Genomic DNA, 16,969 nt, shown 5'->3' with positions numbered 1-16,969 from the left:
AGTTCCTCGCGCAGGGTATCGGGAAGCACAGCGCCGATCTTGACCAGCGCCGCCCGGGCGGCCTCCGCCAATCCCGCATCGGCGCGACCCGCCACCCAGCGGGAGCCGAGCACCAGCGCTTCGATCTCCTGCTGGGAAAACATCAGCGGCGGCAACAGGAAACCCGGACGCAACACATAACCCACCCCGGCTTCGCCCTCGATATCGGCCCCCTGCGCCTGCAACGTCGCGATGTCACGGTACAGCGTGCGCAGGCTGACGCCGGTCCGGGCGGCAAGAAAGGTGCCGCTGACCGGCATGCGGTGAGACCGCAGGATCTGCAAGAGATCAAGGAGCCGCTGTGAGCGTGACACGTGATGTTTCTCCGTTAGGTCTGCCGGGTCCGCTGACGGCATTCCAGCGCCAGACTGGTAACGCCGGAAAGGGCTACCCGCAATGGATGCCATGAGCCGCGAATGCAAAACCTTGAAACCGATGGCACTGACACCAGTTAGTAACGGAACGCCCCACCGCCGGCTTTCCTGCCGGTCCATCAAGTCAATGACAGGAGAGACATTCCATGTATCACGTCAACGCGAATGGTGCTGATATTCCCGCACTTGGTTTCGGCACCTTCCGCATTCCGGAAGACGATGTCAGGCGCATTCTGCCGGAAGCGCTGAAGCTCGGCTTCCGCCATGTCGATACGGCCCAGATCTACAAGAACGAAGGCGCTGTCGGAGAGGTCATCGCCCAGTCCGGCATTTCCCGGCATGATATATTCCTGACCACCAAGGTCTGGGTGGACCGCTATCGCCACGATGATTTTCTCGCTTCCGTCGATGAAAGCCTTGCGAAACTGAAGACCGACTATGTCGACCTTTTGCTGCTGCACTGGCCAAAAAGCGATGTTCCGCTTGCCGAACGCATGGGCGCGCTGAACGCGGTGCGCAAGGCCGGCAAGGCGCGCAATATCGGCATTTCCAACTTCAACGTGGCGCTGACCGAAGAGGCGGTGAAACTGTCCGACACGCCGCTTGCCACCAACCAGATCGAATATCACCCCTATCTAGACCAGACGAAGGTGATCGCGGCCGCACGCAAACACGGAATGTCGGTGACGGCCTATTATCTGATGGCCGATGGCAAGGTGCCGAACGATCCTGTTCTCAAGGACATTGGCGCGAAGCACGGCAAGACCGCCGCGCAGGTGGCCCTGCGCTGGGCGGTGCAGCAGCCGGATATCGTGGCGCTTTCCAAGACGGCGACCGAAAGCCGCCTGAAGGAGAACTTCGACATCTTCGATTTTGCGCTGACGGAAGAGGAAATGCAGGCGATCCACGCGCTTGCCAAGCCGGATGGCCGCATCGTCAATCCGGGCCATCTCGCGCCCGACTGGGACGACTGAGGCAACGGGGCTATGGGTCCCGTCTTATCGCTCGGTCAGGGCCAGCTTCGCCCCCAGCGCCACGAAAGCGGCGGCGAAGCTGCGCCTCAGCCAGGCGAGGACCGAAGGACGTGACACCACCTGCCGCCGGATCGAGGCGGCAAAGCAGCCGTAAAGCGTAAAGACAAGAAGCGTCAGGGCCATGAAGACCAGCCCGAGTTCGGCCATGCGCCATGTCGGCAAAATCTCATCCGGCGCGATAAACTGCGGCAGGAAAGCGAAAAAGAAGATCGACAGTTTCGGGTTCAGCAGATTGATAAGGATCGCCTCGCCGATGACGCGGGTGGCTTTCTGCGGCGCTTTGGCATCGTCGATCTTCAGCGCACCATCCTCGCGTAGCGTGTTCCATGCCATGTAGAGGAGATAGGCGACACCGAGATATTTCACGATGCCGAAGGCGAGCGCGCTGGTGTGCAGGATGGCGGCAAGGCCGGTGATGGCGGCCAGCAGATGCGGCACGATGCCGAGCGTGCAGCCTAGGGCCGCAACAACGCTCGCCTTTGCCCCCTGCGAAAGGCCGGCCGCCAGCGTGTAGACCACGCCGGTTCCGGGAGATGCGGCGACGATGAAGGATGTGATGAGGAATTCAGGTGTCATGGTGCGGGTCTGTCCTCTTGGGCTGTCCTCTTGGGTGGAGGACGGGAGCATGATGGTGCGCGGGGTGGGTGTCTTGGATGAAATTGCAGCGCCACATCCGCACACCGTCACCCGAGCCGGGGTCCAGCGTGGTCCAGTCCTTGACCACGAAAGACTCCTTTCACGCCGCAGACGTGCGATGGCTGGATGCCGAATCTCGTCCGGCATGACGGAAGAGAGCAAAGATCAACCAGCCGTCGCCGCCCGGTAGACCGCCGGCGTCACCCCGAACTGGCGCACGAAAACGCGGTTCAGATGGCTTTGGTCGGCAAAACCGGCGACGAAGGCCGCCTCGGCGGGCGGGGTGCCCCTGGCCAGCGCATGTCGCGCCAGATGCACGCGGCGCTGGAGAAGATAGCTGTGCGGCGTCAGCCCCGTCGCCCTGGCGAAAGCGCGCAGGAAGCGGAACTGGCTCATGCCGGCTTCCTCAGCCAGATCGGCAAGGCGGAACGGTCGGGAAGGCTCGTCATCGATGCGGTTTTGCGCGCGCCTGATGATCGCAGGCACGGCCAAGACAGGTGGATTGGCAGCCTTCTCCATGGCATCCCCCAGCAGCATCAGCAGCGTCTCCTCGGAAAGGAGAGTTTCGCCCGGCCGCTCATTCGCCGTCACGGCTGAAAAGACAGCGTTGAAGCGCTGGGCCAGAGGTCTCGGCTCCACGGGATGGACGAATTCGAAGGTGCCGCTGTCCTTCCCGCTGAGATCGGCAATGGCACCTTGAACGATATCGATGTCGAGATAAAGCATCCGCCAGGCGCGGCCGCCCTCTCCGAGCGGGATACCGTCGTGCACCTCGCCCGGGTTGACGGTGATGACCTGGCCGGCGCCCGCTTCCACCACCCCGCGGCCGGAGAGGGATTTCTGTGCGCCGCGATGGATGAGACCGATACCGAATTGATCATGCATATGGCGCGGAAAGGAACGGTCGCTATCCGCCACAACGGCGGCAACGCCGGGCAGTATCGTTTTCGGCATCAGGAACCGGCCTTGGGCCATGAAAGCGCGCGCTCCGCGGGAAAGAGCGCGACGCTATCACAGGATGCTGCCATACGACAGTTGTTACCGTTTACGGATGCATGTGGTTGATCATGGCGAAGACCTGATCGAAATTGCCGTTCTGCGCGGCAAACCGCAGCGGCTTGCAGCGTTCCACCACCACTTCCTTCTCGTCCGGGCGATTTTCGAGGATATCCATGACCTCGGAAATGAAGGCGTCGAGCGGCATGGCTCTTTCATCATTGGCCTGCCCCTCACCCATCAGCGTCGTCTGCACGTAAGGCGGCACGATCTCGATGACCTCTACCGGCGTCTCCTTCAACTGCTCGCGCAGCGCGACCGAATAGGCATGGATGGCGGATTTGGTGGCGCTGTAGGTGGGGGTCAACACCATGGGCACAAAGGCCAGACCTGAGGAGACCGTCAGCACCGTTGCAGCAGGCTGTTTAAGGAAATGCGGCAAAAGCGCCGCTGTCAGGCGGATGGGTGCGAGGAGATTGGTGGCGACGGTTTCTTCGGCCGTCTCCAGATAATCAGGTGCTGCGGCGATGTCTTCCGGCCGCATGATGCCGGCATTGTTGATGACGGCATTCAGGGTCGGATGGGCATTTACCAGAGCTTCGGCAAACGCGCGGATGCCTGCGGCGTCCGTCGCGTCCATCACCATCGAGGCCATGCCGGGATTGGCGGCCGTCACCTCGTCGAGCGCGGCCTTGCGACGGCCGGAAATGATGACCCTGTTGCCGGCCTTGTGAAAGGCTTCCGCGAGCGCCCGGCCGATGCCGGAGCCGCCGCCGGTGATGAGAACGGTATTGCCAGAGATTTTCATGGGAACATCCTTCGCTTGTTGGGTGAAACGAAGTTAGCTATGATGCTCTCCAATCGAAAGTAGGCACCCGAAAGATTTATACTTACCGAAAGGAGAGTGTCTGATGAAGCGGCATGCGGCAGATGCGGCTATCGAAAGCAAACGCAAGTCCCCGCCACCCACGGATACCGATCCGGTCATCGAGGCGCTGGTTCAGGATATTATCGCCAAGGTGGCGGACAAATGGACGATGCTCATTCTCGAAGTGCTGGAGGAGCATGGCACGCTACGCTTTACGCAGATCGGCAAACTGGTTGGCAATATCAGCCAGAAGATGCTGACGAAAACGCTAAGACAAATGGAAAGCGACGGGCTGGTGCGCCGCACCGTTCACCCGGTCATTCCGCCGCATGTGGATTATGCTTTGACGACCCTCGGCCGCACGCTGGGCAGCGCCTTCTGCGGCGTCTGGATATGGGCGGAAACGCACCATGCCGAAATAGAAGAGGCGCGGCGACGGTTCAACGAACAGCCGCCGCGCCCCGCGATAGAATAAGTTCGGCTCAGGCGAACTGGCTGAGGCCCGGCACCGAGGCAATCACCTGGTCGACGGTTTCGTCGCCGGCGTGCTGGCGGGCAACGGCGATCGTTTCCTTCGCGAGCGTGGAAATCTCGCTCATGCCGAGGCCCTGGCTCATCAGCTGCTGGCCCAGCCCCATGATGCCGCCGCCGCCGATGGCGCTCATCAGGCCGCCAAGCAGACCGCCGCCACCACCAGCGCCTTCGCCATTATACTGGGCGACCAGCTCGCTGGCGCCGGGAATGGCTTCGATCATCCGGGCGATTGGACCATCTGCGGCCTCGCGTTGGAGAAAACCGAGAATCATGCCAACAGCCTTTTCAGCCAGTTCAGGGTCGATCCCCGCCTTTGCGGCGATCTGATCCACGACTTCGTTCATTCTTGCCTCCTGTTGAAAAACGACGCCAACCTCTGCGAACTGACGTTAACGTCAACGTAAAACAATCTCATGCGGCATTCAAGCGGCCATGAGCGGTGCGGCATTTCATCAAGCGCTTTTTCTTCATCGCCATCAAGCAGTTGTTGCGCCTTGAAACTGTCCTTATAAGATCGTCACAACCTGACTATGAAAAGGCTGCTCCCTGCCGGAGTGCCCCTATCATGCCGTAGGATCTTTAATTCGGACATGACTTTTGCAAAATCCGCTGCGATTTTGCAGGCCGTGTTTCAGCCGCAGGAGGAAATGGTCGATGTTGCAGGACGGACAGCTCTATATCGGCACCAGCCGCAATCCTGATGACAGCCTGAACAAGGGCGAATATCTGGAACTGAAATTCGGCAACCGCCACGGCCTCATCACCGGCGCAACGGGCACGGGCAAGACCGTGACGCTGCAGGTTCTGGCAGAAGGCTTCTCCAAGGCCGGCGTGCCGGTCTTCTGCGCCGATATCAAGGGTGACCTTTCCGGCATCGCGGCGGAAGGCGAAGCGAAAGACTGGGTGCAGAAGCGCGCCGAGCAGATCGGCTTCACCGACTTTTCCTATGGCAAGTCGCCCGTCATCTTCTGGGATCTCTATGGCGAAAAAGGCCATCGCGTGCGCGCCACCATCGCCGAAATGGGGCCGCTGCTGCTCGCCCGGCTGATGGACGCCTCGGAAGCGCAGGAAGGCGTGCTCAACATCGCCTTCAAGATCGCCGATCAGGGCGGGCTGCCGCTGCTCGATCTCAAAGACCTGCAATCGCTGCTGAACTATATGGGCGAAAACGCAACCGAGCTTTCCAACCAGTTCGGTCTGATTTCCAAGGCTTCGGTCGGCTCGCTGCAGCGCGGGCTGCTGGTTCTCGAACAGCAGGGGGCGGCCAATTTCTTCGGCGAACCGGCGCTGAAAATCGCCGACATCATGCGTGTGGGCGCGGATGGACGCGGCACGGTTTCGGTCCTCGCCGCTGACAAGCTGATGATGAACCCGCGCCTTTATGCCACCTTCCTGCTCTGGATGCTCTCGGAACTGTTCGAGGAATTGCCTGAAGTGGGCGATCCGGAAAAGCCGCGTCTGGTGTTCTTCTTTGACGAGGCGCATTTGCTGTTCAACGATGCGCCGCGCGTGCTGGTGGAACGCGTGGAACAGGTCGTTCGTCTTATTCGCTCCAAGGGCGTTGGCGTCTATTTCGTCACGCAGAACCCGCTCGACGTGCCGGAGACCGTGCTTGCCCAGCTCGGCAACCGCGTGCAGCACGCGCTGCGCGCCTATACGCCGCGCGAACAGAAGGCCGTGCGCACGGCGGCGGATACTTTCCGCCAGAACCCCGCCTTCAACACGGCAGATACCATCACCACGCTCGGCACCGGTGAAGCGCTGATCTCCACCCTGCACGACAAGGGGGCGCCCTCCATTGTCGAGCGCACGCTGGTGCGGCCCCCTTCCGGCCGCGTCGGACCGCTCACGGATGCGGAGCGCAAGTCGCTGATCGATCTCAGCCCTCTTTCCGGCCAGTATGACAAGGATATTGATCGGGAATCGGCCTTCGAAATTCTTGCCGCCCGCGCGCAGAAGGCGGCGGAGGCCGAGGCTGCCAAGCGCGCGGAAGAGGAAAATGCCAAAAACCAGTCCGACACCGCCTCCGGCCGCTGGCGCCTGCCCGGCTTCGGTGATGACGAACCCGCACAAAACTCGAACGGCTCGCGCAATGGCGGCACGCGCCGTTCCGGCTACCAGCGCGAGACGGTGATCGAAGCCGCGATGAAAAGTGCAGCCCGTTCGGTCGCCACCTCTGTCGGGCGTGCGATCGTGCGCGGGATTCTGGGAAGTCTGAAGCGGTGAACGAATACGCCGCCCGCTCTTGATGAGACGGGCGGCGCCAATTTCGGTGCGGTCACTTCTCGCGATAGAAGATCATGCCGCCGTGGTAGAGGACACCATCGACAAATTCACCGTCTGCGGTAAAGCCGGTGTCGTCCCAATAGTCGATGTGGTTGCCCTTCACCTCATATCGCCCCTGATAGGCGCTCTTGCGTTTGCCGCGCGCTTCGTCATAGCGGCCATTGGGCAAAAGCTCCTGACGAACGTGGCCATCGCCGGTGACCCACATGCCGAGATAAGGGTGGTTCTGAGCCTGCGTGATTTCAGTCATGTTTCCGTCCGTGGTGTTTTCTGTCCTGCGCGTCTCCCCTTCGGCAGAAGCGGTTGCGAGCAGAAGCGCTACCGATGTTGAAACGATGTTCATTGTCTCTGCACTCCCGTTGCGGCATTGGCGCGGCGTTCCTCGAACAGTTCCGCAAGCGTGCGTGATGCGGCGATGGCCTTAGGGAAACCGGCGGGAACGGTGATGAGATAGATCATCTCCTTCAGTTCCTCGTCGGTTGCGCCCACATTCAGCGCATAACCGGCATGGACCTTCATCAGATCACGCTCACCAAGGGCCGCCATGACCGCGACGGCGGCCAGCTGGCGGGTGCGGTTGTCCAAGCCCGGCCGCGACCAGACCTCTCCCAAGGCGTAACCCTCCGTTGCCTGCGCCAGGAACGGAAACTCCTGCCGCATACGCTCCAGATTGGCTTGCGGCTGGCCATTGTTGAGGCTGCGGACGACCTCATCGCCGCGTTTCAACCGGTCATCCATATGCTGCGTATTTGCGAGTGCGGCGGCAGATCCCGCGAACACGGCAATCGCAAGCGCGGTCGGAAAAATGGCTTTCATGTCAATCTCCTCAGGCAGCGGTGGGGCGGACGACGATTTCGTTGACGTCCACATCGTCAGGCTGTTCGATGGCGTAGCGCACCGCGCGGCCGATGGCGTCCGGTTTCAGGGCGATGGCCCTGTAGCTCTGCATCAGTTCGGCGGCGGCCGGATCGGTGATGGTATGGGCGAGTTCGCTTTCCACCACGCCGGGGTGGATGCAGGTGACGCGCAGGTCGCGGTTTTCCTGCCGCAGCCCGTCCGAAATCGCCCGCACGGCAAATTTCGTCGCGCAATAGACGGCCGCCGTTGGTGAAACCGCAAGCGCACCGATCGAGGCGATGTTGATGATATGGCCTGAGGCACGCGCGGTCATCTCGGGCAGAACGGCCGCGACGCCGTAGAGCACGCCCTTGATGTTGACGTCGATCATGCGGTCCCATTCATCGACCTTGAGCGACGACATCAGCGACAGCGGCATGACGCCGGCATTGTTGACGATGACATCGATCTCGCCAAACGCCTTGCGGCCCGCCTCTGCAAAGGCATCGACGCTCTGCCTATCGGTGACGTCAAGCGGATGGACGACGACGTCGGCCCCCGTCCGGCGCAGTTCCTCCGCCAATCTCTCCAAGCGATCCAGCCGGCGCGCGCCGAGCACCAGTTTTGCGCCGGCGGCGGCCAGCTCTCGCGCAATGCCTTCACCGATCCCGCTCGATGCACCCGTGATGAGAACGACTTTGTTCAATGTCATGGCTTTCTCCTTGCTGTTACGGTCGGCTTTTTCGAAATCGACCGTTGCAAGGAAGATAGCGCTCAGGCATTGTCGCGATAACCGCCTTAATAATTACCTCAATGGATAGAATTTCTAACCAATGAACATTGATCTCAATGCCGTGTCGACATTCTGCCTTGTTGCCGAGGAACGGAATTTTCGCGCCGTCGCGGACAGGCTGGGTGTCACCCGCTCCGCTGTCAGCCAGACCATCCGCAAGCTTGAGGAGACGATGGGAATTGCGCTCGTCCAACGAACCACCCGCAGCGTGAGCCTGACGGAAGCGGGACAGCAGCTTTATGCCGATGTCTCGTCTTCCATAGACGCGATCTCGCAGGCGGCGCAGGCGGCCTCATCGCTCGGCGGAACGGTACGCGGTCAGCTTCGGCTGGCGGTCTCGTCCATTGCAGAACGTTTCTTATCCGGGCCTCTGCTCGCAAGCTTTGCCGAGGCCCATCCCGAAGTGCAACTCGACATCGTCGTGACGGACGACGAATTCGATATCGTCTCCGAGCATTATGATGCCGGCGTGCGTCTGGGAGAGCTTATCGAACAGGATATGATCGCCGTTCCGGTATCCGTTCCCCAGCGGCAGCTTGCCGTCTGTTCTCCTGGATATCAGAACCGTTTCGACCTACCGACGCAGCCGCGCGAGTTGATCGAGCACAGGTGTATCGGCTGGCGGCCTCGTCCGGGTGTTGCGCCCTACAGATGGGAATTTGCCGAAAACGGGCGCGAATTTGCGGTGGCGGTGGAGCCTGCTTTCACCACCAACGACATGCAGTTGATGATAAAGCTCGCCTGTGCCGGTGCGGGCATTACCTTCGGCATGGAAGAGACATTCCGGCCCTATCTGGAGCGCGGAGAGCTTGTTTCCATGCTGGAAGACTATTCGCCCAGCTTCGCGGGGTTCTATCTCTACTACCCCAGCCGTCGCAATCTAGCGCCGAAGCTGCGCGCCTTCATCGACCATGTTCGGCTGTCGAGAGAGCGGTGATCTGCCGGACGTTGCCCCGGCAGCTCGTCAGCGACAGGCCTATTTTTTCTGCGACACCAGCGAGAAATAGGCGCCCTGCGGATCGACGCAATTGACGATCCAGCTGTTACCGGGCACTTCCATCGGGCCGTTCACGACCTGTCCGCCGCCCGTGCTGACGCGGGTGATGGCGTCATCGATGCCATCCACGTTGAAGTAATAACCCCAATGGCAGACGGGAACCTGCGGCATGCGTTTCATGATGCCGCCAACGGCTTTGCCGTTATTTGCGAAGATGCGGTACGGGCCCATCTGGCCCATGTCGAAATCATGGTCCTTCGTCCAGCCGAAGACATCGCCATAAAAGGCCATGGCCTCATCGACATTGTCGGTGAAAAGCTCATACCAGCCGACATGACCCTGTTTCGCCTGCGTATCCTCAGGGAAACCGCCGGTCTCCATCGGCTGCGGCGTCATGATGCAGAGCACGGCGCCATAGGGGTCGGCCACCACGGCAAAGCGGCCGATTTCCGGGATATCCTGCGGCGGGCGTCGGATCGCGCCGCCCTTCTCGGCGAAAAGCTCCGCCGTGGCGTCCACATCGTCGACATCGACATAGGCCGTCCAGTTCGGCGGAATGCCCTGGCTCTTATGTTCATCGGTTAGCTCCATGACGCCGCCCATGCCTTTGCCATCGGCCTCCAGCACCAGATAGGGCATTTCCGGCGAGCCGAAATCCTTGGTCTGCCAGCCGACGACATGACCGTAAAAGCGGGCAGCTTCTGCCATGTCGGGTGTCATCAGCTCGACCCAGATGAATTTTCCATGCGTATCGGACATTATCGTCTCCTATGGACGGTTTGGCGGGTGGTTCGGCAAGCGCCCGCCGCCAGGCGCGGCGGCACGCCTATGGGGGTAAAGCTCAGGCCTTGCGCCTGAATTCTGAGGTCATGAAGGTCTTGAAAGTGCCGTCCGGCTGCCTGACGCTGCCGGAAAAACTGCGGTGATTATCATCATGCAGCACGAGCACATCGCGATAGGTATCGATACGGTCGGACCCGTCGAAGGCCGGGCCTTCGGCCTCCAGCGTGAGCGTCTTGCCATCCTCTTCCAGCCAACCCTTGTAGACCCAGAGATTGCTCATCATCGAGCCAACCCAGGTGCCGACGAAGTTGCCTTTGACCGGGTCAAAACCAACAGTGATGACGGCTGTCATGCGGCTGCCGTCAGGCATTTTCCCGGTGCCCTCGCCGATGATCCAGAGGCCACCGATCGAGCGTACTTTTTCGCTGAACAATTGCTCCGGGTCATCAGGATCATAGGCCTCGTGGCCCGAACTGGCGGTCATGATCCAGTCACCGACGATCCTGTTCAGGAACGCGTGTTCCTTCTGCGGCTTGGCATTTGGCATTTCCATTGTCGTCTCCTCCTCGTCATTATTTCAGTGGCAGCAGGAAGCGGCCTTCGGCGCGTCCTCATACTGGTCGTGGCGGCGCACCCAATCCATTACACCGTCTTCATTACGGCCTTTTGGCACCAGATCGAGAAGCATCAGCGTGCCGAGCGTCTGCTCCGCGCCGCGGGCGTAGGTGGAATAGGTATGGTAGATCTTGCCGTCCTCTCCCTTGGCGAAAACGCTGATGCCGTGCAGGTCCTTCAGGTCCCCATAGGGGGCCATGTCACGGTAATTATAGGTGATTTCGCCGCTGGCCATGTCCTCGTCGCGAAACGAAGCCTGATAGTCGTAATTGAAATCCGTGCCTGCGGCTGAAACCCAGGGGAATTTCCAGCCCATGCGGTTTTTATAGCCTTCGATCTTTTCAAGCGGCGCGCGCGACACTGCAACAAAACCGGCATCGCCATGCTTGAGATGGATAAGCGCGCCATCGACATGATCGGCGAAGAAGGAACAGCCAACGCAGCCCTCTTCCCAATCGGGCGCCAGCATGAAGTGGTAGACGATCAGCTGGCTGCAGTCGCCGAACAGCTCTTTCAGCGATTTCGGGCCGGAAGGCGCGTCGAAGATATAGTCCTTCGTCACCTCCTCCCAAGGCAAGGCGCGACGCGCTTCGTTCAGCCTGTCACGCGCACGTGTCAGTTCCTTTTCCTTCACCAGCAGATCGCGGCGGGCCGCAAGCCACTCCTCTTTCGAAACAACGGGATGAGACATGATCTTTCCTCCTTGGATCCGTCCTTAACGGCGGCCGCGCCACTCCTCCGGCAGGCCCCGCGCATCTCTGTGTTGAAGCCGACAAATAGCGCCACAGAGCATCAAGTTTCGCTTGACTATTTAGGTTGATATCAACATATTTAGCGCATGTCAAACGCCAGCGTGATTCCTTTTTCGACAACTCTTCTCGTGCGCGATTCCTGCCTTTGCCTGCATGCGCAGCGCGCGGCACGGGCGCTGGCGCGACTATTCGACAATGCGCTGAAGCCGGTGGGCATCAATAACGGTCAATTTTCGCTGCTGATGTCGCTGAACAGGCCGGAGCCGCCGCCGATGGGGCCGGTCGCCAATCTTCTGGCCATGGACCGCACGACGCTGACGGCGGCGCTGAAGCCGCTGGAGCGGCGCGGGCTGGTCAGCATCGAGCAGGATCCGAAGGACAAGCGTGGCAAACGGTTGCGGCTGACGCCTGACGGCATGGCCGTGCTCGCAGCCGCGTTCCCGATCTGGGAACAGACCCATGCGGAAATAGAAGCCAAGATCGGCAGCGGCGACCCGCAACGGCTGCGCCGCGATCTCATCGATCTCGGCTGAGAAGAGGCGTTGGGCCTCAACAAAGGTGTCATCCGGCTGTCGTGCCGGAGAGCGAAACTGAACGAAACGCAATCCAGGAGGAATGATCATGCGTGCAATCGTTTTTGTAAAAGCCACCAAAAGCAGCGAAGACGGCGTGATGCCGACGACGGAGTTGATGGAGGCCATGGGGAAATTCAACGAGGAACTGGTCAATGCCGGCATCATGCAATCCGGCGATGGCCTGCACCCCTCCTCCAAGGGCAAGCGCGTGATTTTCGACGGTGACAGCCGCACCGTTGTCGACGGTCCCTTCCCGCATACCAACGAGCTGGTCGCCGGCTTCTGGATCTGGAACGTGAAGGATATGGACGAGGCGGTGGAATGGGTGAAACGCTGCCCGAACCCGATGTTGGAGCGCAGCGAAATCGAAATCCGCCCGATGTTCGAGATGGAAGACTTCGGCGATGCCGTGACGCCCGAGATCGCCGCGCATGTGGAAGAACTGCGCGCCCGTGTCGGCAAGCAGTAGCGCCAGCGCAAATCCGGTGCGGCACATGTCACCCTTTATCGGGATGATCCGGCCGCACCGCTCCCCCAATCTTCATCATTTTCTAATCGGGTTGCCATAGATCGCCACCGCTGGTAATGATCGGGCAGTTCAACACGTTTCAAGAAAGGAGGCTTCGCATGGATATTTCCTGCTTCTGGCGCAATCGTCAGCTCTGCCACCTTTTTGCCCTGCGGACACGTTTGCAGGGCTGACCGGAACACCAACACTCTGGTTTGCCTAAAAGGCCGCGCAGGACGCAGTTCGTCTGCCATTGCGCATCGTTTCACGACGGATCACCGATAACCGAAACCCATCCTGCATGCGCAGGCAACGGTGCGGATCCGTCTTTACCAGAGACAACATCATGACCATCATGACGCTGCGCAACCTCGGAATCATTCTGGGCAAGCCGCTTTTTTCCAATCTCAGCCTTACCGTGAATGCGGGCGACCGCCTCGGCATCGTCGCCGCCAATGGCTGCGGCAAATCCACCCTGCTCAACTGCCTTGCCGGTGAGATGGAGCCGACCAGCGGCGACATCACCCGGCTGCGCGGGCTGACGCAGTCCATCGTGCAGCAGAACCCGCCTGCCGCCCTGATGGAATTGACGATGCGGGACACCGTGCTTTCCGCCCTGCCAGCGGATACCGTCGATAGCGAGAGCTGGCGCGCGGATATCATCTTCGACGACATGCTCGTACCCGAACCGTTCCGCGAGCGTCGCCTGAAAGAATTGAGCGGCGGCTGGCAAAGGCTTGCCATGCTGGCCAAGGCCTGGATCACCGAACCCGACGTGCTGCTGCTCGACGAGCCGACCAACCATCTCGATCTTGAAAAGATCAACGTGCTGGAAAGCTGGCTCAGCGCCCTGCCGCGCGACACGGCGGTCATCATCGTCAGCCATGATCGCGCCTTTCTCGACAATGTCACCCGGAAAACGCTATTTCTGCGGCCGGAAAACTCGGCGCTGTTTCGCCTGCCCTATGGCCATGCGCGAGCGGCGCTGGAGGAGGAGGATGCTGCCGATGAGCGGCGTTTCCAGCGGGAGATGAAAACCGCCCAGCAATTGCGCCGGCAGGCGGCCAAGCTCAACAATATCGGCATCAATTCCGGCAGCGACCTGCTGACGGTGAAGACGAAGCAATTGCGCGAGCGCGCGGAAAAGATCGAGGAGAAGGCGCGCCCCGCCCATATCGAACGCTCCGCCGGAAAAATCCAGCTTGCCAATCGCGGTACCCACGCCAAGGTGCTGATAACGCTGGAGGATGTGCCAGTCTCCACACCGGATGGAACAGCGCTGTTTCGCACCGGCCGGCAATTCATCCGCCAGGGGGACCGAATCGTCATTCTCGGCCGCAATGGTGTGGGCAAGACACGGCTGATGTCACTGCTGCAGGCAGCGGTGACGGGTGCAGGCGAACAGGAGGGCATCAAGGCCACGCCCTCGCTGGTGGCCGGATATGTCGACCAGTCGCTGGCCGAAATCGATGATGACAGCACGCCGGCGGCGCTTCTTTCGCGTCGCTTCGACATTGGCGACCAGCGCATCCACGGCCTGCTCGCCGGCGCTGGCATCGAGATGGAAATGCAAAAGCGCCGCATCGCAACGCTCTCCGGCGGGCAGAAGGCGCGGCTTGCCATGCTGGCGCTCAGGCTGGCGGAGCCGAATTTCTACCTGCTGGACGAACCCACCAACCATCTTGACATAGACGGCCAGGAAACGTTGGAGGCGGAAATCATCAGCCGGGAGGCCAGTTGCGTGTTTGTCTCGCATGACAGGAGTTTCGTGCGGGCGGTCGGAAACCGCTTCTGGCTCATCGACAAGCGCAGGCTGGTGGAAGTCGATGATCCCGAGGCATTTTTCGCCTCGGCGTGACGCTCCAAAAACCGCCTCGTCAGCCCAAGAGGTTGGCGAGGCGTGGATCGTCGGCAAAATCCGAGACCGCGAAGCCTGTTCTGCGTATTGGAAATTCGCAGAGCGCCTGCACCCCTGTCTTCGACAGGCGAATGCGCCAACTCATCCGTTCCACCGGCGCTTTTTCGGCAAAGGCCTTGGGGGAGAGGATGGCGATGTTGAGACCGCCCCGGGGATCCCGTACCGACCGGTAGAGGATCGCGTCCACCTTGGCCAATCGTGCCTGTTCGGCCAGCGCCTGGCACGGCTCGTAATTGGTGAGATCGGTCCAGTGCGCCTCGTCGCGAATGAGTTTCGGTTGCGTCAGATCCAGCGCCGCGTCGGTGGCGACGCGGGTGGCGAAGGCGGAATACTCGGCCGGGTTCGCTGGCAGCGGCGTTCCGGGCGATTCGGCGTAAAACAGCAGCCGGTAAAAGGCCATTTCGGCGAGCGCCGTTTCCACGTTCCGGGCGGCGTAATAAACACCTTCCGTAAATCCCGCGCGGCGGAACCGCGAGCCATGCGGATAGGCGGCGCCATATCTGAAAGGTGTCGCGAGAAGATAATCGAAACCGGCGCATTCCGGCGGAAACGGCCGTTTGCTCGTCTCCAGAATATCCTCCAGAAGGGATTGCTCCTCCACCGTATCCACCAGCTTCATGGTGGAAACCTGATGCTGCGCTTCCACCAGCCGCCAGTATTTTCCCGATACGGCGCGTTTTTCAGACAGGAGCGCGTCGGGCGTCCAGATAGGAGAGGACATCGATCAATCCGGTAATGGTGGTGAGCCTTTCGGCAGGCACGGCATCCAGCGCCGTATTATGATTGCGCAGCCAGTTTTTGGCCACGGCCTCATCCCCGCCGGTAATCGCATCCAGCGATCGGAAAACCCGGATCAGCAACACCGCAAGTTCGAAAGACTTGGCGCCCGGCTCCAGCTGGAAATCCAGCCGCTTCATGCGCGAGACTGTCGGCGCGGAGACACCCAGAATATCGGCCGTGCGGGCAGCATTCAGGCCCAGCCGCTCGGCAGCGGCGATGACAGCCTTGGTGACGACCCTGCCCTGCGATGCGGGATCCATGGCGGTCTTGGCGTGAATATTCATGGCACAAATCCTTTCCTTGGAAAGAATATAGCATATTTATTTCTGCAAACAAGAAGGCCGGGATGAACCCGGCCCCAGGAGTGAAGGCTTATGCCTGATATAACGTTTGCAGGGCTCCCCCACCCTGTCGCCCCGGACTAGATCCGGGTCCAGCGCGATCAAGTCCTTGATCGCTCAAGACTCCTCTCACGGCGCAGACGCGCCGTGGCTGGATGCCGGATCTCGTCCGGCATGACGGAGGAAGAGTCGCGGCCCACTGCAGCGCTGAAAAATCATGCCACCGAGACCGGCACTTCCGTGGAGGTGCGCATGGCGTGGCTGTAGGGGCAGACGATGTGCGCGGCCGCGACGAGTTCTTCTGCTTTTTCACGCTCGAGGCCGGGAATGTTGACCTTGAGAGAGACTTCGATGCCGAAACCGGTGCCGTCTTCGCGCGGGCCGATGCCGACCGTTGCCGTCACAGTCGTGTCTTCCGGAATCTTTACCTTCTGCTTGCCAGCGACGTTCTTGAGCGCGCCCAGGAAGCAGGCGGAATAACCGGCTGCGAACAGCTGTTCCGGGTTGGTGCCGCGAGCGCCATCGCCGCCGAGTTCCTTCGGTACGGTCAGCGTGACGTCGAGAACGCCGTCTTCCGACTTGGCGTTGCCGGCGCGGCCACCGGTTGCAGATGCTTTGGTCGTGTACAGGATTGGCATGTCATTTTCTCCTTGGGTTGGCGTTGAACGTCTTATAGCGAACAATTTAATTGCGCGCAATATAATTTTGCACATTGAATGCGGATTCATTTTTTGCGATAATTTTCACGAAATGACGCCGCGCATCCATGTGGCAGGAACCGAAAGCGGGGGCCGATTGTTCCCTCCCCGGTTGATTTTTGGAGCTGGAAAATGGACGCACAGGGCGATGAGAAAACGATGGAAAGCCTGTTGAGGCTGGACCAGCAAATATGTTTTGCCCTTTACGGCGCGGCGCACGCCTTTACCCGCGCCTATAAACCGCTGCTCGACCCGATTGGCCTCACATACCCGCAATATCTTGTCATGATGGCGCTGTGGGAAAAGGAAACCTCAACCGTCAAGGCGCTGGGCGAAATGTTGGGACTGGATTCGGGCACGCTTTCGCCGCTTCTGAAAAGGCTGGAGCATGCCGGGCTCATCACCCGCAAGCGCGGCACGGTCGATGAGCGGCAGGTTCTGGTGGCCCTGACGAAAAAGGGGGCCGAGCTTAAAAAGGAAGGCGTAAAAATCATGGCCGCCATCGGCAGCGCCACCGGCTGCGGACTTGAGGAATTGGTACAGATTCGCGACCGGGTGAATGCGCTGAAGGACAATCTCGCCCGGCCATGACAGTCAAAAATAAA

At 60.5% G+C, this 16,969-nt stretch carries 22 protein-coding genes; 8 read left to right on the top strand and 14 right to left on the bottom strand.

Translation table 11 applies throughout. The features are described 5' to 3' along the window. The coding region (locus ACUTJJ_RS16015; protein ID WP_445542769.1) for a helix-turn-helix transcriptional regulator at positions 1-353 on the bottom strand (353 nt) is incomplete at its 3' end. Positions 354-559: 206 nt separating this feature from the next. Here ACUTJJ_RS16015 and ACUTJJ_RS16010 point away from each other — a divergent pair. Further along, positions 560-1,387, top strand: coding sequence for an aldo/keto reductase (locus ACUTJJ_RS16010; RefSeq protein ID WP_144575409.1), 828 nt, complete (start codon positions 560-562; stop codon positions 1,385-1,387). Between the two features lie 24 nt (positions 1,388-1,411). On the opposite strand, the gene ACUTJJ_RS16005 is transcribed toward ACUTJJ_RS16010, so the two are convergent. The 3 genes from ACUTJJ_RS16005 to ACUTJJ_RS15995 form a co-directional block, all read right to left on the bottom strand. Then, complete coding sequence (locus ACUTJJ_RS16005; protein WP_445542768.1) at positions 1,412-2,023, bottom strand: LysE family translocator; 612 nt, start codon at positions 2,021-2,023, stop codon at positions 1,412-1,414. Between the two features lie 225 nt (positions 2,024-2,248). Beyond that, positions 2,249-3,058 carry an AraC family transcriptional regulator gene (locus ACUTJJ_RS16000; RefSeq protein ID WP_445542767.1) on the bottom strand — a complete coding sequence of 270 codons (810 nt, stop codon included), beginning with the start codon at positions 3,056-3,058 and terminating at the stop codon, positions 2,249-2,251. Positions 3,059-3,128: 70 nt separating this feature from the next. Continuing rightward, positions 3,129-3,887: an SDR family oxidoreductase gene (locus ACUTJJ_RS15995; RefSeq protein ID WP_445542766.1), complete on the bottom strand. Its 759-nt coding sequence runs from the start codon at positions 3,885-3,887 to the stop codon at positions 3,129-3,131. Between the two features lie 103 nt (positions 3,888-3,990). On the opposite strand from ACUTJJ_RS15995, the gene ACUTJJ_RS15990 reads away from it, so the two are divergent. Beyond that, positions 3,991-4,422: a winged helix-turn-helix transcriptional regulator gene (locus ACUTJJ_RS15990; RefSeq protein WP_144575421.1), complete on the top strand. Its 432-nt coding sequence runs from the start codon at positions 3,991-3,993 to the stop codon at positions 4,420-4,422. 7 nt (positions 4,423-4,429) lie between these two features. On the opposite strand, the gene ACUTJJ_RS15985 is transcribed toward ACUTJJ_RS15990, so the two are convergent. Further along, positions 4,430-4,825: a hypothetical protein gene (locus ACUTJJ_RS15985; protein WP_063950863.1), complete on the bottom strand. Its 396-nt coding sequence runs from the start codon at positions 4,823-4,825 to the stop codon at positions 4,430-4,432. A 310-nt stretch (positions 4,826-5,135) separates the two neighbouring features. Here ACUTJJ_RS15985 and ACUTJJ_RS15980 point away from each other — a divergent pair, with 310 nt between their 5' ends. After that, positions 5,136-6,707 carry a helicase HerA-like C-terminal domain-containing protein gene (locus ACUTJJ_RS15980; protein WP_296064810.1) on the top strand — a complete coding sequence of 524 codons (1,572 nt, stop codon included), beginning with the start codon at positions 5,136-5,138 and terminating at the stop codon, positions 6,705-6,707. A 52-nt stretch (positions 6,708-6,759) separates the two neighbouring features. Here ACUTJJ_RS15980 and ACUTJJ_RS15975 read toward each other — a convergent pair whose 3' ends face one another. From ACUTJJ_RS15975 to ACUTJJ_RS15965, 3 genes are read right to left on the bottom strand one after another with little or no spacing between them, the layout of a single operon-like run. Then, positions 6,760-7,110: an Atu4866 domain-containing protein gene (locus ACUTJJ_RS15975; protein WP_209089345.1), complete on the bottom strand. Its 351-nt coding sequence runs from the start codon at positions 7,108-7,110 to the stop codon at positions 6,760-6,762. Next, complete coding sequence (locus tag ACUTJJ_RS15970) at positions 7,107-7,583, bottom strand: carboxymuconolactone decarboxylase family protein (protein ID WP_445542765.1); 477 nt, start codon at positions 7,581-7,583, stop codon at positions 7,107-7,109. Before ACUTJJ_RS15970 ends, ACUTJJ_RS15975 begins: the two co-directional genes overlap by 4 nt. Positions 7,584-7,593: 10 nt before the next feature. Next, positions 7,594-8,316, bottom strand: coding sequence for an SDR family oxidoreductase (locus ACUTJJ_RS15965; RefSeq protein WP_144575433.1), 723 nt, complete (start codon positions 8,314-8,316; stop codon positions 7,594-7,596). 121 nt (positions 8,317-8,437) lie between these two features. On the opposite strand from ACUTJJ_RS15965, the gene ACUTJJ_RS15960 reads away from it, so the two are divergent. Further along, complete coding sequence (locus tag ACUTJJ_RS15960) at positions 8,438-9,334, top strand: LysR family transcriptional regulator (protein WP_445542764.1); 897 nt, start codon at positions 8,438-8,440, stop codon at positions 9,332-9,334. A 39-nt stretch (positions 9,335-9,373) separates the two neighbouring features. Here the strand turns inward: ACUTJJ_RS15960 and ACUTJJ_RS15955 are convergent, their stop codons facing one another. From ACUTJJ_RS15955 to ACUTJJ_RS15945, 3 genes are all read right to left on the bottom strand, one after another. Next, entirely contained in the window at positions 9,374-10,153 is a 780-nt protein-coding gene (locus tag ACUTJJ_RS15955) for a VOC family protein (RefSeq protein ID WP_144575439.1), read from the bottom strand. Positions 10,154-10,235: 82 nt separating this feature from the next. Further along, positions 10,236-10,730 carry a DUF1579 domain-containing protein gene (locus ACUTJJ_RS15950; protein ID WP_445542763.1) on the bottom strand — a complete coding sequence of 165 codons (495 nt, stop codon included), beginning with the start codon at positions 10,728-10,730 and terminating at the stop codon, positions 10,236-10,238. A gap of 24 nt (positions 10,731-10,754) precedes the next feature. Further along, positions 10,755-11,483, bottom strand: coding sequence for a DUF899 domain-containing protein (locus ACUTJJ_RS15945; protein WP_144575446.1), 729 nt, complete (start codon positions 11,481-11,483; stop codon positions 10,755-10,757). A 147-nt stretch (positions 11,484-11,630) separates the two neighbouring features. On the opposite strand from ACUTJJ_RS15945, the gene ACUTJJ_RS15940 reads away from it, so the two are divergent. From ACUTJJ_RS15940 to ACUTJJ_RS15930, 3 genes are all read left to right on the top strand, one after another. Beyond that, entirely contained in the window at positions 11,631-12,077 is a 447-nt protein-coding gene (locus tag ACUTJJ_RS15940; RefSeq protein ID WP_404494013.1) for a MarR family winged helix-turn-helix transcriptional regulator, read from the top strand. A gap of 88 nt (positions 12,078-12,165) precedes the next feature. Next, positions 12,166-12,588: a YciI family protein gene (locus tag ACUTJJ_RS15935; protein ID WP_209089356.1), complete on the top strand. Its 423-nt coding sequence runs from the start codon at positions 12,166-12,168 to the stop codon at positions 12,586-12,588. A 385-nt stretch (positions 12,589-12,973) separates the two neighbouring features. Continuing rightward, positions 12,974-14,485 (top strand): ABC-F family ATP-binding cassette domain-containing protein, encoded by a 1,512-nt coding sequence (locus ACUTJJ_RS15930; protein ID WP_445542762.1) that lies wholly within the window; start codon positions 12,974-12,976, stop codon positions 14,483-14,485. Positions 14,486-14,504: 19 nt separating this feature from the next. On the opposite strand, the gene ACUTJJ_RS15925 is transcribed toward ACUTJJ_RS15930, so the two are convergent. The 3 genes from ACUTJJ_RS15925 to ACUTJJ_RS15915 form a co-directional block, all read right to left on the bottom strand. Then, the gene (locus ACUTJJ_RS15925) at positions 14,505-15,266 is read right to left on the bottom strand and encodes an RES family NAD+ phosphorylase (RefSeq protein WP_445542761.1); all 762 of its coding nucleotides are present in this window, start codon (positions 15,264-15,266) and stop codon (positions 14,505-14,507) included. Then, entirely contained in the window at positions 15,226-15,609 is a 384-nt protein-coding gene (locus ACUTJJ_RS15920; protein ID WP_296064839.1) for an MbcA/ParS/Xre antitoxin family protein, read from the bottom strand. The genes ACUTJJ_RS15925 and ACUTJJ_RS15920 overlap by 41 nt, the downstream gene beginning before the upstream one ends. 272 nt (positions 15,610-15,881) lie before the next feature. Beyond that, positions 15,882-16,304, bottom strand: coding sequence for an organic hydroperoxide resistance protein (locus ACUTJJ_RS15915; protein WP_063950851.1), 423 nt, complete (start codon positions 16,302-16,304; stop codon positions 15,882-15,884). Between the two features lie 192 nt (positions 16,305-16,496). Between ACUTJJ_RS15915 and ACUTJJ_RS15910 the strand changes: the two genes are divergently transcribed. After that, the gene (locus ACUTJJ_RS15910; protein WP_063950850.1) at positions 16,497-16,955 is read left to right on the top strand and encodes a MarR family winged helix-turn-helix transcriptional regulator; all 459 of its coding nucleotides are present in this window, start codon (positions 16,497-16,499) and stop codon (positions 16,953-16,955) included. Positions 16,956-16,969 lie beyond the last annotated feature (14 nt).

Source organism: Agrobacterium sp. DKPNP3 (genome assembly GCF_052686535.1).
The sequence above is the reverse complement of the archived record's forward strand: the minus strand, read 5'-3'. Positions and strand labels throughout refer to the sequence as shown.

Coding starts and splice junctions, on each gene's coding strand:
- ACUTJJ_RS16010 (WP_144575409.1), top strand. CDS start 560: ATGTATCACGTCAACGCGAATGGTGCTGATATTCCCGCACTTGGTTTC.
- ACUTJJ_RS16005 (WP_445542768.1), bottom strand. CDS start 2,023: ATGACACCTGAATTCCTCATCACATCCTTCATCGTCGCCGCATCTCCC.
- ACUTJJ_RS16000 (WP_445542767.1), bottom strand. CDS start 3,058: ATGGCCCAAGGCCGGTTCCTGATGCCGAAAACGATACTGCCCGGCGTT.
- ACUTJJ_RS15995 (WP_445542766.1), bottom strand. CDS start 3,887: ATGAAAATCTCTGGCAATACCGTTCTCATCACCGGCGGCGGCTCCGGC.
- ACUTJJ_RS15990 (WP_144575421.1), top strand. CDS start 3,991: ATGAAGCGGCATGCGGCAGATGCGGCTATCGAAAGCAAACGCAAGTCC.
- ACUTJJ_RS15985 (WP_063950863.1), bottom strand. CDS start 4,825: ATGAACGAAGTCGTGGATCAGATCGCCGCAAAGGCGGGGATCGACCCT.
- ACUTJJ_RS15980 (WP_296064810.1), top strand. CDS start 5,136: ATGTTGCAGGACGGACAGCTCTATATCGGCACCAGCCGCAATCCTGAT.
- ACUTJJ_RS15975 (WP_209089345.1), bottom strand. CDS start 7,110: ATGAACATCGTTTCAACATCGGTAGCGCTTCTGCTCGCAACCGCTTCT.
- ACUTJJ_RS15970 (WP_445542765.1), bottom strand. CDS start 7,583: ATGAAAGCCATTTTTCCGACCGCGCTTGCGATTGCCGTGTTCGCGGGA.
- ACUTJJ_RS15965 (WP_144575433.1), bottom strand. CDS start 8,316: ATGACATTGAACAAAGTCGTTCTCATCACGGGTGCATCGAGCGGGATC.
- ACUTJJ_RS15960 (WP_445542764.1), top strand. CDS start 8,438: ATGAACATTGATCTCAATGCCGTGTCGACATTCTGCCTTGTTGCCGAG.
- ACUTJJ_RS15955 (WP_144575439.1), bottom strand. CDS start 10,153: ATGTCCGATACGCATGGAAAATTCATCTGGGTCGAGCTGATGACACCC.
- ACUTJJ_RS15950 (WP_445542763.1), bottom strand. CDS start 10,730: ATGGAAATGCCAAATGCCAAGCCGCAGAAGGAACACGCGTTCCTGAAC.
- ACUTJJ_RS15945 (WP_144575446.1), bottom strand. CDS start 11,483: ATGTCTCATCCCGTTGTTTCGAAAGAGGAGTGGCTTGCGGCCCGCCGC.
- ACUTJJ_RS15940 (WP_404494013.1), top strand. CDS start 11,631: ATGTCAAACGCCAGCGTGATTCCTTTTTCGACAACTCTTCTCGTGCGC.
- ACUTJJ_RS15935 (WP_209089356.1), top strand. CDS start 12,166: ATGCGTGCAATCGTTTTTGTAAAAGCCACCAAAAGCAGCGAAGACGGC.
- ACUTJJ_RS15930 (WP_445542762.1), top strand. CDS start 12,974: ATGACCATCATGACGCTGCGCAACCTCGGAATCATTCTGGGCAAGCCG.
- ACUTJJ_RS15925 (WP_445542761.1), bottom strand. CDS start 15,266: ATGTCCTCTCCTATCTGGACGCCCGACGCGCTCCTGTCTGAAAAACGC.
- ACUTJJ_RS15920 (WP_296064839.1), bottom strand. CDS start 15,609: ATGAATATTCACGCCAAGACCGCCATGGATCCCGCATCGCAGGGCAGG.
- ACUTJJ_RS15915 (WP_063950851.1), bottom strand. CDS start 16,304: ATGCCAATCCTGTACACGACCAAAGCATCTGCAACCGGTGGCCGCGCC.
- ACUTJJ_RS15910 (WP_063950850.1), top strand. CDS start 16,497: ATGGACGCACAGGGCGATGAGAAAACGATGGAAAGCCTGTTGAGGCTG.